The organism is Candidatus Clostridium stratigraminis, assembly GCF_045310675.1.
GTDB lineage: Bacteria > Bacillota > Clostridia > Clostridiales > Clostridiaceae > Clostridium_AT > Clostridium_AT stratigraminis.
In genome coordinates, this window is sequence record NZ_JBJHZZ010000005.1 from 18571 (window position 1) to 33676 (window position 15106).

General features: G+C 31.5%; 16 protein-coding genes and 1 pseudogene. 12 read left to right on the plus strand and 5 right to left on the minus strand.

Annotated elements, in window-relative coordinates:
• Positions 1 to 33 precede the first annotated feature (33 nt).
• Positions 34 to 816: a protein kinase family protein gene (locus tag ACJDUG_RS09355; RefSeq protein ID WP_406769632.1), complete on the minus strand. Its 783-nt coding sequence runs from the start codon at positions 814 to 816 to the stop codon at positions 34 to 36.
• A gap of 165 nt (positions 817 to 981) precedes the next feature.
• Between ACJDUG_RS09355 and ACJDUG_RS09360 the strand changes: the two genes are divergently transcribed.
• A complete protein-coding gene (locus tag ACJDUG_RS09360) occupies positions 982 to 1329 on the plus strand; it encodes a DsrE family protein (RefSeq protein ID WP_406769633.1) in 348 nt (115 codons plus the stop codon).
• 138 nt (positions 1330 to 1467) lie between these two features.
• Here the strand turns inward: ACJDUG_RS09360 and ACJDUG_RS09365 are convergent, their stop codons facing one another.
• A complete protein-coding gene (locus ACJDUG_RS09365) occupies positions 1468 to 2475 on the minus strand; it encodes a YeiH family protein (protein ID WP_406769634.1) in 1008 nt (335 codons plus the stop codon).
• A gap of 221 nt (positions 2476 to 2696) precedes the next feature.
• Here ACJDUG_RS09365 and ACJDUG_RS09370 point away from each other — a divergent pair, with 221 nt between their 5' ends.
• Positions 2697 to 3578, plus strand: a complete 882-nt coding sequence (locus ACJDUG_RS09370) for a LysR family transcriptional regulator (RefSeq protein WP_406769635.1) — start codon at positions 2697 to 2699, stop codon at positions 3576 to 3578.
• Between the two features lie 109 nt (positions 3579 to 3687).
• Positions 3688 to 4068 carry a VOC family protein gene (locus ACJDUG_RS09375; protein WP_406769636.1) on the plus strand — a complete coding sequence of 127 codons (381 nt, stop codon included), beginning with the start codon at positions 3688 to 3690 and terminating at the stop codon, positions 4066 to 4068.
• A gap of 37 nt (positions 4069 to 4105) precedes the next feature.
• On the opposite strand, the gene ACJDUG_RS09380 is transcribed toward ACJDUG_RS09375, so the two are convergent.
• Positions 4106 to 4534: a DUF3842 family protein gene (locus ACJDUG_RS09380; protein ID WP_406769637.1), complete on the minus strand. Its 429-nt coding sequence runs from the start codon at positions 4532 to 4534 to the stop codon at positions 4106 to 4108.
• Between the two features lie 380 nt (positions 4535 to 4914).
• Here ACJDUG_RS09380 and hypB point away from each other — a divergent pair, with 380 nt between their 5' ends.
• The 6 genes and pseudogenes from hypB (at position 4915) to ACJDUG_RS09410 (ending at position 10200) form a co-directional block, all read left to right on the plus strand.
• A complete protein-coding gene (gene hypB, locus ACJDUG_RS09385; RefSeq protein WP_406769638.1) occupies positions 4915 to 5571 on the plus strand; it encodes a hydrogenase nickel incorporation protein HypB in 657 nt (218 codons plus the stop codon).
• A 401-nt stretch (positions 5572 to 5972) separates the two neighbouring features.
• On the plus strand, positions 5973 to 6962 hold the full coding sequence (cbiM, locus tag ACJDUG_RS09390) for a cobalt transporter CbiM (protein WP_406769639.1): 990 nt from the start codon (positions 5973 to 5975) through the stop codon (positions 6960 to 6962).
• Between the two features lie 90 nt (positions 6963 to 7052).
• On the plus strand, positions 7053 to 7838 hold the full coding sequence (locus ACJDUG_RS09395) for an energy-coupling factor transporter transmembrane component T family protein (RefSeq protein ID WP_406769640.1): 786 nt from the start codon (positions 7053 to 7055) through the stop codon (positions 7836 to 7838).
• Between the two features lie 76 nt (positions 7839 to 7914).
• Positions 7915 to 8644, plus strand: a pseudogene (locus tag ACJDUG_RS09400) (energy-coupling factor ABC transporter ATP-binding protein).
• 303 nt (positions 8645 to 8947) lie between these two features.
• Positions 8948 to 9568: a TetR/AcrR family transcriptional regulator gene (locus ACJDUG_RS09405; protein ID WP_406769641.1), complete on the plus strand. Its 621-nt coding sequence runs from the start codon at positions 8948 to 8950 to the stop codon at positions 9566 to 9568.
• Between the two features lie 107 nt (positions 9569 to 9675).
• Entirely contained in the window at positions 9676 to 10200 is a 525-nt protein-coding gene (locus ACJDUG_RS09410) for a flavodoxin domain-containing protein (protein ID WP_406769642.1), read from the plus strand.
• 67 nt (positions 10201 to 10267) lie between these two features.
• Here the strand turns inward: ACJDUG_RS09410 and ACJDUG_RS09415 are convergent, their stop codons facing one another.
• Complete coding sequence (locus ACJDUG_RS09415; RefSeq protein WP_406769643.1) at positions 10268 to 11179, minus strand: DUF2935 domain-containing protein; 912 nt, start codon at positions 11177 to 11179, stop codon at positions 10268 to 10270.
• A 363-nt stretch (positions 11180 to 11542) separates the two neighbouring features.
• Here ACJDUG_RS09415 and ACJDUG_RS09420 point away from each other — a divergent pair, with 363 nt between their 5' ends.
• Both ACJDUG_RS09420 and rsiV read left to right on the plus strand, forming a co-directional pair.
• Positions 11543 to 12064, plus strand: a complete 522-nt coding sequence (locus ACJDUG_RS09420) for an RNA polymerase sigma factor (protein ID WP_406769644.1) — start codon at positions 11543 to 11545, stop codon at positions 12062 to 12064.
• Between the two features lie 44 nt (positions 12065 to 12108).
• Positions 12109 to 12999: an anti-sigma-V factor RsiV gene (gene rsiV, locus ACJDUG_RS09425; protein WP_406769645.1), complete on the plus strand. Its 891-nt coding sequence runs from the start codon at positions 12109 to 12111 to the stop codon at positions 12997 to 12999.
• A 189-nt stretch (positions 13000 to 13188) separates the two neighbouring features.
• Here the strand turns inward: rsiV and ACJDUG_RS09430 are convergent, their stop codons facing one another.
• Positions 13189 to 14238 carry a hypothetical protein gene (locus tag ACJDUG_RS09430; protein ID WP_406769646.1) on the minus strand — a complete coding sequence of 350 codons (1050 nt, stop codon included), beginning with the start codon at positions 14236 to 14238 and terminating at the stop codon, positions 13189 to 13191.
• Positions 14239 to 14501: 263 nt separating this feature from the next.
• Here ACJDUG_RS09430 and ACJDUG_RS09435 point away from each other — a divergent pair, with 263 nt between their 5' ends.
• On the plus strand, positions 14502 to 15068 hold the full coding sequence (locus ACJDUG_RS09435) for a nitroreductase family protein (RefSeq protein ID WP_406769647.1): 567 nt from the start codon (positions 14502 to 14504) through the stop codon (positions 15066 to 15068).
• Positions 15069 to 15106 lie beyond the last annotated feature (38 nt).

The window sequence follows — 15106 nt, forward strand, 5'->3', positions numbered from 1 at the left end:
TTTCTTAAAAATACTAGAAAAATATAAATTACCCTAAAAGAAGGTTGATAAAGTAGAACTAATCTTGGAAAATAATGAATTTAAATTGTTACGTTTATATTTGTTAACTCTCTTAAAATAATGATATTCCTGAGCAATTCCTGAAGCATTAGCATGATCTTCTAAATTTTCTGCTTTTCTATATTTACTTTTTTTAATACATTCTATAATAATTTCATTTTTTAACTCTTCAATTGAAACATATCTTCTTGTAACGTCAATATGAAAACATTTTTGGATTATCCTTTTTAAGTTGCTGTCTACACTAATATCGTAGCTATCCTCTAAAAAAGGATCTAAACATGTAATCATAGCCTTTCCTGTGGCCATATAATACATAAGCATTCCAATAGTACATATAACCTTTTCACTGGAATCCTCATGAATGTTCTGCTGTTTTACATATGATGAAACAAAGTTTGGTAGGTATGGAACAGTGGCGTCATTAATTAATAGACCATTTGAAAATCCAAAATCCTTTATAAAAATTTCCTCGTTTTTTGATATTAATATATTTGCAGGATCAAGCTGACAACACTGAATGTAATATTTTAAATTAGTCAAATTGGTTATTGTTTCACATATGCTAAGGGTAATGTTATATATGTCCTTTGCTTTCAAGGAATTTCTATCCTTCACATACTTTTCAAGTGTTTCTTCCTCTAATTCTTTTGTAAAATCATCTGTTTTTGTATCCCTATAATGATCCATTTTCATATTGTGAAATTGCAAAACCTTAATTACTTTATGTTTTTTTTTGTTACGTATTTTTAGCATTATTTACCTCTTTCTTAACCTCAGCTGCTGTCAATATCCATGTCATATACGTATTCATTATTAATCTTTAAGGGGTATTATTAATGGTATATTTAGGTATTGCATAGTACAGGCTATTTATGCAATAATTAAACAATTATAAATATAGAAAAAGAGGGAATTGATATGGGAGAAATTAATGTTATTTTTCACATTGATGAATTAAGTAAGTGGAACCTTACTTTAAAGAATGTAAGCAATTTATTACATGGTGTAGATATTGAAGAGTCCAATATTGAGGTTCTGGCCAACTCAGAAGCGGTTAAGTTTTATATTAATGAAGAGCGAAATACAGAAATTGCTGCAATGAAGGAATTGAACAGAAAAGGAGTTAGATTTGCCGCATGTAATAATGCGCTAAATTCCTATAGTATAAAAAGGGAAGATTTAATAAATTTTATAGACATAGTACCAGTTGGAGTTTTAGAATTAGTAATTAAGCAGAAGGAAGGATATGCATATATAAAGCCATAAGTTTTGCTTTTGTACTAGAAAACATAAGTCTACAAAGATGAAACTGCATATTCAAAGCCATAAAGTATACTTAAAGGGTAGAGTTTTTGAAAATTAAACTCTACCCCAAATTTATTATTTAATAGTTCCAATATAACATTAAATTTGTTTAGTGATAATTTGAACTATTATACTTGTAGCAGCTACGGTAAACCAAACAATAAGTCCTAGAAATATTGGCTTTACACCTGTTTTTATCATTTTTTTAAAGTCACAGGTAAGTCCAACTGCTGATAAAGCCATTACAATCATGAATTTCCCTAAAATATTTATATAATGAACTGCATTTGTATTAAATAGACCAACCGTATTTAATAGCGATGCAACTAAAAACCACAACACAAACCAAGGAAATATTTTTTTAAGGCTGTAGTTAACAGCTTTATTATTGCTTGAAGCCTTTTTCTTCTGCACTGCTGTAATAATAGCAAAGATAATTGATATAGGTATAATCATAGTAGTTCTGGTAAGTTTAACAATGGTAGCGTAGGCACCAGCAATATTACTGAAGGCATAGCCTGCAGCTACTACTGAAGATGTATCATTTACAGCTGTCCCTGCCCAAAGCCCGAAGGCCTTATCTGAAAAGTGCAGTAAGTGACCAAGGGGAGGGAAAATAAGAACTGCAATAATATTAAACAAAAATATAGTAGAGATAGAGTATGCAACTTCGCTTTCATCAGCTTCTATTATCGGTGCTACCGAAGCTATAGCTGAACCACCGCAAATTGCTGTGCCTACACCTATTAAAGATTTTAATTTAGTAGGAATTCCCAATAGCTTTCCAAAGACATAAGCGGAAATAAATGCGGCTGCAATAGTGAAGAGCATCACAGATAATGAATCAAGTCCTGTTTTCCAAACTTGATTTAAATTTAATCCGGCACCAAGTACTATTATGGCCCATTGAAGTATTTTTTTAGAAGTAAAGCCTATTCCGCTTATGGTACTTTTAGGTTTTTGTAATGTATTATTAATGATAATTCCAAGCACTATACCAATTACAGGTCCGCCTATAATAGGGAAAAGGCCTCCAAGCCAGGTGGCAATTAATGCTAGAATAAATGAAAATAATATTCCAATTATATTAGTTTTAATCCAATTCAAAATAATATCCCTCCATTAATTTTCGTAATAAGTTATTAATACTGTTTAAATTTTATTTTTCTTAATTTTATCGCAATAGTTATATATAGAATAGAATTAATTCCATATATAATAATAATAGCAACCAATGGTAAAATCAAATTATACATTTTTATATAAGTATAAGTAAATCTTATGTGTTATAATAAATTATAAATTATTATTATAATAAGGTGATACAGATGATGGACATTAGACTGCTTACATTTATCACAGTAGGTAAAACAAAAAGCTATACCAAAGCAGCAGAGCTTTTGAATATAACACAGCCTGCAGTATCTCAGCATATTAAATTTTTAGAAGAGGAATACAATGTTAAATTAATTAAAAAGTCGGGCAGAAGCTTTGATTTAACTGAGGAAGGTTTAATTTTATTTGACTATGCAGAAGAGATTAAAGTGTTGTACAGTGCATTAGAAATGAGATTAAAGCATAAATCAGGAATTATAAAAAAATACAACTTAGGTGCTAGTATGAGCATTGGTGGTTATATTTTGCCATACATTTTAGCAAAATATAAGAGAATAAACGAAAATGTGAACATTTTTCTTCAAGTAAATAATACGGAGGAGATATTAGAAAAGCTAATTAATGGAAAGCTTGACTTTGCTTTAATAGAAGGACCTTTTGATAAAAGCAAATTTAAATATAAAAAATTTAAAGATGATGAATTAGTTTTAGCTGTATCTGCACATAATAGCTTTGCTAAGATGCCGGAAGTTACTTTAGAGGAGATTCTAAAGGGGAGCCTTATTTTAAGAGAAGAAGGTTCTGGAACTAGAAAAATATTTGAAAATAAGCTTATAGAACTGGGGTTTAGTTTAAATGATTTAAGTGGCTGCATGGAAATAGGAAATATTAGCGGTATCAAATCTTTAATCGAATTAAATCTTGGGTATTCAATAATTTCTAGGGAAACAATAAAAAAAGAATTAAAACAGGGAACTATAAGAACTGCAGCTATTAAGAATATCAAGATCTTTCGGGAATTCAATTTTGTATATCTTGAGGAAGATGAATTTATAGATTCTTTTATTGACTTTTGCTGTGAAAACAGTAATTAATGCTGTATTAATTAATAATAACAGATTATTATTGATAACTTAGTTATGAAAATATATAATGTAAATATGATTTAAGTAACCTTAGAAAAAATATTAGGAGGAGATACAAATGATTAGCAAAATAGGAAAAATAACTTTGTATGTTAATAATCAAGAGGAAGCAAAGAAATTTTGGACAGAGAAATTAAAGTTTGTAGTTAAATTAGAGCAGCCAATGGGACCTAACATGAAATGGCTAGAAGTTGGTCCAAGTGAAAGTGAATTTACTACCTTTATATTATATGAAAAAAACACAATGCTGGCTCAAAACCCATCAGCAAATGTTTCCCATCCTTCAATACTATTAAGTACAACTGATATAGAAAGTACTTATAACGAAATGAAGAATAATTCTGTTGAAGTAGATGAAATGATGAATATGCCTTATGGAAAGATGTTCAACTTTAAAGACCAAGATGGAAATGTATATTTAATACGTGAAGACAAATAAATTCATACATAAATAAGTCAAGTATAATCCACTTGGCTTATTTTTTTATAATATCCTTAGACATTTTTATATCTAGAACAATTTCTTCAATTAAATCTTTTATTTGAAGCTTTCTGGTTCCTGGTATATAAATCCCATGTTTTTGAAGTGGAAGTATGTATTTAGTGCAATCCATATCAAATATTACATTAGAAATCATTGGGGTAATTTCTCCATTAATACTACCGCTGCAAAGCATACCTATGGGGCCAATTATGCAGTCAACTCTATTAGTTCTGCAAAAGGAACAAATTGCACGCTCTCCACTTATACCTACATTTGCACCTGCTCTTACCATGTTTGAGGAAGCACAGGTATTTGTTCCAAGGGCTATTATATAAATATCCTGAGGTATTTCCTTATGGAGCTTTTTTATAATTGTCTGCCCAAGGCCTGCTCCCTGAGCATCTAATACTGCAACCTTCATGGCCGTACCTCCTGGAAGTGTTTTAAACCCTAAAAAATATTATTTATATTGGTGGAAAATAAGTTTTGTCCATATATACATAAACATTATTATACTATAATATAAAGATATATTCTATTTTTATTAGGAGGCACAACAATTGATAATTATTGTGGTAAAAGTCCTAAATGGACTTTTACGGGTAACCTAGCCGATGGGAATCGGCGAGCTTAGGTTACCCAGTATAGAGGAATACAGGAGGCACAACAATTAATAATTGTTGTGTACTTTTAAGGAATACAGGAGGCATAACAATTAACAATTGTTATGTGCTTTAGAGGAATACAGGAGGCATAACAATTAACAATTGTTATGTGCTTTAGAGGAATACAGGAGGGTTTATGGACATTAAAGTTGTAAGACAGATATTAGAGTGGAATGAAGATTGCAGTAATGAAATTAAGGAAAGCCTTAATAGAAATAAGGTCTGTTTAATAAATGTTATGGGCTCACCTGGTGCTGGTAAAACTAGCCTTATAATAGAACTTATTAAAAAGCTAAAGGATAAATATAATATCGCAGTTGTTGAAGGGGATATAGCAGGGCAGATAGATGCCGAAAAAATAGATTCCTTAGGAATTTCTGTTGTGCAGCTTAATACTGAAGGTGCCTGTCATATTGAAGCCTTATCAATAAGAAATATATTAGGATACTTTGATTTAGAGGAAATTGATATAATTTTTATAGAAAATATAGGCAATCTTGTATGTCCTGCAGAATTTGAACTTGGAGAGGACCTTAAAGTAGCTATTTTAAGTATTCCTGAAGGGGACGATAAGACTATTAAATACCCATTACTATTTTCTAAGGCTGATGCAGTAGTTTTAAATAAATATGATATGATGGATTATTTTGAGTTTGGTGATGAGAAAGTAGAAAAACACCTTAAAACAATAAACTCTGAAGCTAAGATATTTAGAGTATCCTCGAAAACAGGGGAAGGGTTAAATTTACTTTTAAACTTTATTGAAGATAAAGTTAAGACTAAATTGAAGTGAATTCACTACAATATAAAAAAGAATTAAATACATAAAGCTAAAATAAATTTTAATTAATAAAATATATGGATAGCTAAAGCAAAGCTCACAAAGTAATATTTACAAATTGTCTATCATATAGTATTATGAATTTGTGTGTCACGAAGGCATACATTCATTGATGAGAATTTTTTTAATAAAAAGACAAAAGCTGCATTGTTTTTATTTGCAGTAAAATGATTAGATTACTAACCACGAAGGTTGATTACTGTTTATCAATTTTTGTGGTATTATTTTTTGATTAAATACAGAGTTTAAAGTAGATTTATGTGAGATAAATAAAATAGATCCAAGTGAAATTAAAGATTAGTTTAGAAGCTAATAGTGTTAGTTTAATTTGTATTTTCTGAAAGGATGATAAAATGCATATTCCAGATAATTATTTAAGTCCCTCCACCTGTGCTGTTATGGGTGCAGTAATGCTTCCTATTTGGACAAGAGCTGTGAAAAAGGTAAAGGTTGAAATGACAAAAAAGAAAATGCCGCTTATGGGAATAGGGGCTGCACTTTCCTTTTTAACAATGATGTTTAATGTTCCTTTACCAGGAGGAACCTCTGGTCATGCAGTAGGAGGAACCTTACTTGCTATACTTCTGGGGCCTGAAGCGGCATGTATTTCTATATCTATAGCACTTTTAATACAAGCACTATTATTTGGTGATGGCGGAATATTGGCCTTTGCGGCAAATTCCTTTAATATGGCTTTTGTTATTCCTTTTGCAGGCTTTTATATTTATAATTTTCTAAAGAAAGGTCTAAAGTCAGGAAAAGGAGAAAAAGTTTCTGCCTTTTTAGCTTCATACATTGCTATTAACATAGCAGCCCTATGCGCAGCCATAGAATTTGGTTTGCAGCCCCTGCTTTTTAAAGATGCAGCTGGCATGCCGTTATATTGTCCATATCCCTTTTATATAACTATACCTTCAATGCTCATACCACATCTGGCTTTAGCAGGACACTTGGAGGGAATAATAACGGTTGGGGTTTTAAGCTTTATAAAGAAGGTTTCACCTGAAATTATTTATGAAGGTTCTAGTAAAAAGATTAACCTCATATATGCACTTTTAATTGCACTTATTTGTTTGTCACCCTTAGGTCTCTTAGCACCAGGCACAGCCTTTGGTGAATGGGGCACTAACGAAATAGCTTCAGTTACAGCAGGAGGCAAGGCCTTAGGCTTTGTTCCAAAGGGCATGAAAAATGGATTTAGCTTTAGTTCAATCATGTCTGGTTATTCTATTAATGGGCTTTCTAGAGGAGCGGGCTATATTTTATCAGCAATTGCAGGGGTGGCAATACTACTCATAGTGTTTAGAATTATTGCTAGCACCAGAAATGATATTAAGAATTAAAGCTAATTATAAATTTTCATATAATGTGAAATTTTATATTAAGATCTAAAATATCAATATAAATTCTTAAATTAAGAGAGGTAGTCACTAATGCCTGAATGGCTTCTTGAAAAAGATAATTTTATACCTGAAAAGGACTCAGTTAACTTTATTAATAAGAGTATATTAGCTATATTGAATATATTGTCAAGATTAAGAATGCAATCTAATGCTGCAGCATCGAAACTTGGAGTAAATGATTTAACTAAGCTTATTACAGTGATGATGGTGATTATTTTTATTTCCTTAAGTAAAAGCATAACTTATGTTTTAATTGCTAATGTATTTTTACTGGTATTAATTAATTTTCTAAGTATAGAGGAAATAAAGTATGTTTTAAAAGTAAGTTTTGTAATGTCTGTAATTACTTTGCTTATTCTCCTGCCATCCATTTTCTTAGGTTATGGTAATAATGCACTTATGATTACTTTAAAGGTATTCTCCTCAGTTGCTTTTGTAAATATACTTTCCTGCAGCACAAAGTGGAATGATCTATTAGGAGCCTTAAAGCTGTTTAAAGTACCTGATATGTTTATTTTTGTACTAGATATAACCATTAAATATATAATTCTTTTAGGCGAATTTTCCTTAAATATGATTTATGCACTTAAATTAAGATCTGTAGGAAAAAGTAATTATAAAAGTGCATCACTTTCAGGAATTATTGGCACTATGTTTATAAAATCTAAGGAAATGTCAGAAGAAATGTATGGTGCTATGGAATGCAAAGGTTTTACTGGAGAATATAGAGCATTTAAAAAGTTTAAATTTAAAGTAGCTGATTTTATTTGTATAATAGTTATGACTGCATTTGTACTAGCCTATTTCTATATATAATAATTTCTAGGAGCATTAATATTTAATAATTTTAGGGCATTTATACTGCCATATTTCTTAGATAGGTTGTGATTACATGATAGAGATAAGTAATGTTTCGTATTCTTATGATAATAATACATCAGCATTAAAAGACATCAATATTACAATAAATGAAGGTGAGGCAATTGCCTTAGTAGGGGTAAACGGAAGTGGCAAGTCTACCTTTATGAAGCTCATTAATGGTTTAATAAATCCTACCAGCGGAAGTTTTATTTTTTGAGGGTGAAGAAATTAATTCTAAGAAACTACAAGATGATAAATTTTCTAAAGCCTTTCATAAAAAAATAGGCTTTGTATTTCAAAATTCTGAGGCTCAGCTTTTTTGCTCGGATGTATATGATGAAATTGCTTTTGGACCTAGACAAATGGGAATGATGGAGGATGAAGTAAAAAAGAGAGTAGAAGATACCTTAAAGCTTTTAAAAATTGAAGAGTTAAAAAATAGACAGCCTTATCATTTAAGCGGCGGGGAAAAGAAGAAAGTTGCTATTGCATCTGTTGTAGTCTTAAATCCTGAGGTATACGTCTTTGATGAGCCCTTAAATGGGCTTGATCCTAAAACTAAAAGATTTTTAAGAGAGTTTATGATAGCAATTAATATGGCCGGAAAAACCATAATATGTTCCACCCATGATTTTGAATATGTAAATGGGGTATTTAAAAGAGCAATTGTATTTTCTAATGACCATACCATTATTAGAGATGGTGATTACGAAGAAATTATGGGAGATACTGAATTTTTATACGAAAATAATATAATCTAATGAGAATGGCATCCATATGAGTTATTACTTATTAATAATAGGTAATAACTCATGTGGATGCCATTGAAACATTATAATAAATTTACTGAATTAGCATAAGCCGCAAAAGGAGATTGAAGCCTTTTGCGGCTTTTATATTTTAGAATTATTAGGATTATACTTTATTGATGCTTAATAAGCTAACCGACTATAAATAATTGTAAACAAATATTAGTATTTCTATTGACTTACAAATTTAGAAGTGATATTATTGTATTAAACAGTGTTTAACAATTTAACATGTTCAATGAAAGGAAGACATAAATGGGAATTAAGGAACGTAAAGAACGCGAAAAAGATGAGCATCGTGAAATTATTTTGAAGGCTGCAAGTGAAATTATGGATGAAGAAGGTGTTGATAAGCTTTCAATCAGAAAAATTGCGGCTAAAATAGAGTATTCACCGGCTATAATATATCATTACTTTAAGAATAAGGAAGATATTATAAACATACTTATGAAAAAGGGCTATGAAAAAATTTTAAGAGAATTATTTTCTTTAGAAAATTCATCTGATAAACCTGAAGAGAAATTTAAAAAACTGCTAAAGAGATATATACTTAAAGCCTTAAGTATGCCTGATGAATACAAGACTGTAATGATGAATACTACACCAGAGGTACTTTCACATACTTCAGTGCTTTTTAAGGGAGCTTCTATAGAAAGAAAGGCTTTAGCACTGCTTTGTAATTTTGTGAAGGACTTAAGTGGGGACAATATTTTAGAAGATGAAGCAGCAGAACTTACTGCACAGATTGTATGGGCGGCAACTTTTGGGCTTATTATAAGGCTAATAACGGAAAAGGACACAAAGGAAGAACAAAAGGAAAGGCTTATTAATTCTCATGTTGAGCTTATGACAGACATGATAAATGGAAGACATTAAGCATTGTTAAAGTAATAAAAGCTGATATATCTTTTGATTCTTATTATAAAGAATGTAAAAGAACCCACATATAATAAAGTTTAAGTTAGTCTATAGGAGATGATTAAATGAAAACTGTAGTAATTTATAAATCAAGTACAGGCTTTACGAAGAAATATGCGCAGTGGATTGCAAAGGACTTATCAGCGGATATCTTTGATGCATCAAAGGTAACAGCTAATATGATGGATGCCTATGATACCATAATTTTTGGAGGCTCCTTGCATGCCGTAGGTATTAGAGGCATAAAGCTTATAACACAAAATCTTCATAAAATAAGGGATAAAAAAATAGTGGTCTTTGCTACTGGGGCATCACCTTCAAGTGAAGCTGTAATTAAGGAAGTCAGGGATAAGAACTTTACAAAAGAACAGCAAAGGTCTATTAGATTCTTTTATTTAAGAGGCGGCTTTGATTATAGTAAATTAAATCCCTTTGATAAATTTCTTATGAATATACTTAAATGGAAAATTAATAAGAAAAAGAAAGAAGATTTAACTAAGGATGAAATAGGTATGCTTGCAATATATGATAAGCCAGTTGATTACACAGATAGGGATAAAATAAGAGAATTAGTTTCTTATGCTATGTAATAAATTTTAATGGCATCCACATGAGTTATTACTTTTTATGAATAAGTAATAACTCATGTGAATGCCATTAATCTTCTAGAAGATTTAAATAGTGATTTGCCTCACGAAGCACGTGATCACTTAAAAGAGGAAGAATTATAGATTTGATTTTACAGCCTAATAGTCCTTCTGTAGCTTGGGCCTTAAAGTCTCTTAGTTTACTAGTCTCCTTAAGAGTATTGTTAGTAAGGGCAGCAGTCTCTAGAGTTGATTTGTATGCCTCTGAGGCCTCCTTACTTAAGGCCTCAAACTCTTTCCCAAAGTTATTTGCCATATTGAACAATTCCTCTTCTGTAGGATCAAGCATTCCTCTTATGAAGAAGGAATGTTCCGACATTATGTCATCCCAAAAGATTTCATCCTTTAATATGTCTTTCTTACTATTGATTTCATTTCCACTTTGTAATCTTTTTAAAAGCTCAGTAAAGGTCACAGCTTCTTTTATTATGTGATTTATTAAGTGGGGGTAATTTGTTGTAAATATCCTGCAATTGAGTACATCAGCTCTAAGCTTTTTTTTGAAGTTGATAATTTTATTAGTTGCACCGAGAGAACTGTTATTAAGCATATAAACCTGTTCTTCCAGCATTGATATACCTTTGTTATCTATACCAGGTCTTATAGAACCTTCCATAGAAGTTACACCAGGGTCTATGAAAATGCCAGTAAAATATTGAGTTGCCTTTTCTGCTGCTGCAGTATATTTAGTTACAAACTCATTGGATTGCAATGCCTTTTCAGAAATAACTCCATTTGATAAGGCTGCTGTATGGGATAATAATCTTGTAAATTCATTCTTAAAGCTATCAGCTAACATTGCTAAGTTTTTGTCTCTAGGGGTAAAAGCTGCCTCTAAAAATATAGAATGTTCCTTCATTATTCGAAGGAAAAATAAATTTAATTCTAAGGACTGGCTTATAAATTTTAGCCTTTTTATCATAATATTCTCCTATTTTAATTACTTAAGCCATTATAAGTATATTCTTTACTAATACATTAAATGTCACAAGAAGTGTATATTGATATATGTAAAGCAAAGCTATATAGTTACTATTATGGAGAAAATTCTTTAAGAAGAAAGCATATAAGTCAAGAGGAATACACTTGGCTTATTTTAATTTAGTTGGTTAAACTAATTTTTTAGGAGATAATTCAAAAGAAATAAAGCTTAAACTATTTTGATGTAAGGTTATATTTTTTAAGACTATGTTCAATAATTAAACTTTTTCATTTAAGCAGGCGTCTATTAAGTGAAAGTAAGTTAAGATACGTATCTATAACAAGGAAGGGGAACTTCAGGGGAATGAGTAGAGGCAGTTTAGAAAAGCAAATAGTTGAGTTTGTTATTAAAAATAAGGAGAGTCATTATAGATTGGCCTATAGCTATGTAAGAAATGTTGAAGATGCTTTGGATATTGTACAAGAATCCATTTTTAAGGCAATTTCATCTATGGACTCATTGAAAGAACCAAGCTATATAAAAACTTGGTTTTATAGGATTATTATAAATACCTCTCTTGATTTCTTAAGAAAACAAAAGAAACTAAAGATTATAGATGAAAGGGTTCTAGAAAGTTTTGGATCTGAAGCCATAGACCAATATGAAGACTTTGACTTGAAAATAGCATTGAATAATCTGCCCGATGCTTACCGAAGTGTAATAATTCTAAGATATTTTGAAGATTTAAAGCTGAAGGAAATTGCAGAGGTGCTCAATGAAAATGTTAGCACAGTGAAAAACCGTTTATATAAGGCCCATGAGAAGCTACGGCTAAAATTAATTGATAATGAATTTAACAAGGAATACCAAAGGCGTAATAATTAATAATTATTACGTGCAGAATAAGGAATACTTAGGGGGTTAATAGGATGAATAAAGATCTATTTGAGCTTAAAAAGGAATATCTTGAAATACCCATTCCAAAAGAATTAGACTTTATAGTAAAAGGAGCTTTAAAAAAGGCAGGAGTAAAGAAAAATAATACCTTAAGAAGAATAAGTATAACAGCTGCTTCAATTGCTGTTTTAATAGCAGCACTAACCATTGGTGTTAATAGCAGTCCTGTTTTCGCAAGGAACTTAGCAAAGGTTCCTATTGTAGGTAATATTGTAAGAATCATAGCCTTTAAGGAATATGTTGTTGATGAAGGAAACTATAATGCAAAAATAAAAACTCCTGCTATACAAGGTTTAAAAAATAAAGACCTGGAAAGCAGCTTGAATGAAAAATATCTTGCTGAAAATAAAAAGCTGTATGAAGAATTTACAAAGGAAATAGAAGAGTTAAAGGGAAAAAGCGAAGCACATTTAGGTGTAGACAGCGGCTATATTGTTAAGACAGATAATGAGAATATACTATCAGTAGGCCGTTATGTAGTAAACACAGCTGCGTCTTCCTCAACAACAATGAAATATGACACCATTGACAAGCAAAGGGAGGTTTTGATAACACTACCCAGCTTATTTAAGGATAACAGCTATGTAAAAACAATAAGTAATTATATTAAAACACAGATGATAGAGCAAATGAAAGCCGATGATAGCAAAACCTATTGGGTCCACATAGATGGCAAGGAGGATGTATTCCCAGTTTTTAATGAAATAGCAGAAAATCAGAGCTTCTATATAAATCAAGAAGGTAAATTAGTAATATCCTTTGATAAATATGAAGTAGGTCCAGGAGTTATGGGAATTGTAGAATTCACAATTCCAACAGAGCTAATTAAAAATACACTGGTTGGAGATGAATATATTAAATAGAACAGCGTTAAATCTGCATTAGACTTGAAGATAAAAATAAAATATCAATTTCCATGACGGCTGAGGTTTTAAAATTAAGGCTGAAGAGGCAGAAATAACAAAGAAGGCAGAAATAGTATAAAGCTCTTTTTGCCTTCTTTATTTATTGTAGAGTTCTACTATTTATTAATATTTTGAAATGATTTGATTTTAGTCTTCAAAAATATCTTTCATTTTCACAGGCTGCATCATCATTGGATTCATTGGGGGCATCATAGGTGTCTGGCCCATAGGCATTTGATCCATCATCGGATTCATTCCAATGGATTCCATCATCATAGGGTCCATCATCATAGGTTGCATCATCATTGGGTGATGGTGGTGCATGTGCTTGGAATCAGAGCTTGTATTATGATGTCCATGATGCATCATCATAGGGCACATCATCATAGGATCCATCATCATAGGCTGCATCATCATAGGATCCATCATCATAGGCTGCATCATCATAGGATCCATCATCGTAGGTTGATGGTGGTGCATGTGCTTGGAGTCTGAGCTTGAATTATGACATCCATGATGCATTGAATCAGAGCTTGTTTTATGATGCTCATGATGCATTTGAGGCATATGGCATGGGTGCATTGGATGGCAAGGCATAATTGGATGACAAGGCATCATTGGTGGCCTCGGTTGTGGCTGTGGCTGTGGCATAGGCATAGGCATTGGTTTTGCAACTGGCTCAACATTTAGCTTCAAATTTGCCGGTTGTACTACAGGCTCTATTTTCAACTGTATTTTTATTGGTTCCATAACTATAGCTCCCATTTTTGGTGCTATATTAAGTTCCATATTACTTGGCTCCATTTTTGGGGTAATTTTTGGCTCGATGTCTAATTCCATTTTATTCGGTTCCATTTTTGGCTGTATGGTTAATCCGAAATTTTGAGGTTCCACTTTAGGCTCAATATTTAATTGAAATTGTGTTGGTTCTACCTTTGGCTGCAAAGTAATTTCTTGTTTTAACGGTGGAAGTGGTTTTATTGGCTCAACATGCTTCGGAGGCATAGGCTGAGGTGCTGGCATTGAGTGCTTCATTGGTGGCATGTGAGGCATAGGCTGAGGTGCTGGCTGTGGAATTGGCTGGATTGGAGGCTTAATATTCCTATCCTCAGCCCTATACCACCCATTATCCATCATGGGGCAAATTAGTGGATAATTAACATCTACATAGTCTGGTATTTCGTTTTTTTTATACATAGTTAAGCTCCCTTTAAAATATTACATCACTTTAATATATGCTATTCTTTTACATAGTGCCACCTGAGAACTATAAGACCTAGTTAAATAAATTTTAATGTAGCATGGGATGTTCTTGCGGCTCAATAGTTTGGATAAGTAGCATTGTAATTAAGTTAGTTACTATTTATGCAAGCAATAGGAAAGTGAAAACTGGTAACTTGATTTTCAAGTATATTAGCATTAATATTTATTTATAATAATAAAATAAATGAGGTGATGGAATGATTGGAGATTTAATAAGAAAAAACAGATCATATAGAAGGTTTTATCAAGATAAGCCAATAGAATTGGAGACCTTAAGAGAATTAATTGATTTTGCGAGACTAAGCCCTTCTGGTGCCAATAAACAAGTACTAAAATATTTTCTTTCAAATACGAAGGAGACCAATGAAAAAATATTTGCAACTTTAGGCTGGGCTGGATATTTAAAGGATTGGAATGGCCCTGAAGAAGGTGAAAAACCAAGTGCCTATATAGTTATGCTTAAGGACAAGACTCTTGGCAGTGGAATGGCTCAAGATGAAGGCATTTCAGGACAAAGTATACTTCTTGGTGCTATAGAAAAAGGATTAGGTGGATGTTTTATATTTAATATAAATAAGAAAAAATTATCAGAGGAATTAAAATTAGAAGATAGATATGAAATAGCACTTATTATAGCTTTAGGGACTCCAAAGGAAGAGGTCGTACTTGAAGAAATGGGAACTTCTGGTGATGTTAAATATTGGAGAGATGAAAATAAGGTTCATCATGTACCTAAGAGAGCTTTAGATGATATAATACTTTAGTTATGGCTGCACAGTAAGATTTTCAAGAAATGCTGAAT

Bases quoted from the DNA above. Each gene is read 5' to 3' on its own strand.
- ACJDUG_RS09415 (WP_406769643.1), bottom strand. From the start codon at position 11,179: ATGATAAAAAGGCTAAAATTTATAAGCCAGTCCTTAGAATTAAATTTA.
- ACJDUG_RS09360 (WP_406769633.1), top strand. From the start codon at position 982: ATGGGAGAAATTAATGTTATTTTTCACATTGATGAATTAAGTAAGTGG.
- ACJDUG_RS09410 (WP_406769642.1), top strand. From the start codon at position 9,676: ATGAAAACTGTAGTAATTTATAAATCAAGTACAGGCTTTACGAAGAAA.
- ACJDUG_RS09430 (WP_406769646.1), bottom strand. From the start codon at position 14,238: ATGTATAAAAAAAACGAAATACCAGACTATGTAGATGTTAATTATCCA.
- ACJDUG_RS09375 (WP_406769636.1), top strand. From the start codon at position 3,688: ATGATTAGCAAAATAGGAAAAATAACTTTGTATGTTAATAATCAAGAG.
- ACJDUG_RS09405 (WP_406769641.1), top strand. From the start codon at position 8,948: ATGGGAATTAAGGAACGTAAAGAACGCGAAAAAGATGAGCATCGTGAA.
- ACJDUG_RS09355 (WP_406769632.1), bottom strand. From the start codon at position 816: ATGCTAAAAATACGTAACAAAAAAAAACATAAAGTAATTAAGGTTTTG.
- ACJDUG_RS09435 (WP_406769647.1), top strand. From the start codon at position 14,502: ATGATTGGAGATTTAATAAGAAAAAACAGATCATATAGAAGGTTTTAT.
- ACJDUG_RS09370 (WP_406769635.1), top strand. From the start codon at position 2,697: ATGATGGACATTAGACTGCTTACATTTATCACAGTAGGTAAAACAAAA.
- ACJDUG_RS09395 (WP_406769640.1), top strand. From the start codon at position 7,053: ATGCCTGAATGGCTTCTTGAAAAAGATAATTTTATACCTGAAAAGGAC.
- rsiV (WP_406769645.1), top strand. From the start codon at position 12,109: ATGAATAAAGATCTATTTGAGCTTAAAAAGGAATATCTTGAAATACCC.
- ACJDUG_RS09420 (WP_406769644.1), top strand. From the start codon at position 11,543: ATGAGTAGAGGCAGTTTAGAAAAGCAAATAGTTGAGTTTGTTATTAAA.
- hypB (WP_406769638.1), top strand. From the start codon at position 4,915: ATGGACATTAAAGTTGTAAGACAGATATTAGAGTGGAATGAAGATTGC.
- ACJDUG_RS09380 (WP_406769637.1), bottom strand. From the start codon at position 4,534: ATGAAGGTTGCAGTATTAGATGCTCAGGGAGCAGGCCTTGGGCAGACA.
- cbiM (WP_406769639.1), top strand. From the start codon at position 5,973: ATGCATATTCCAGATAATTATTTAAGTCCCTCCACCTGTGCTGTTATG.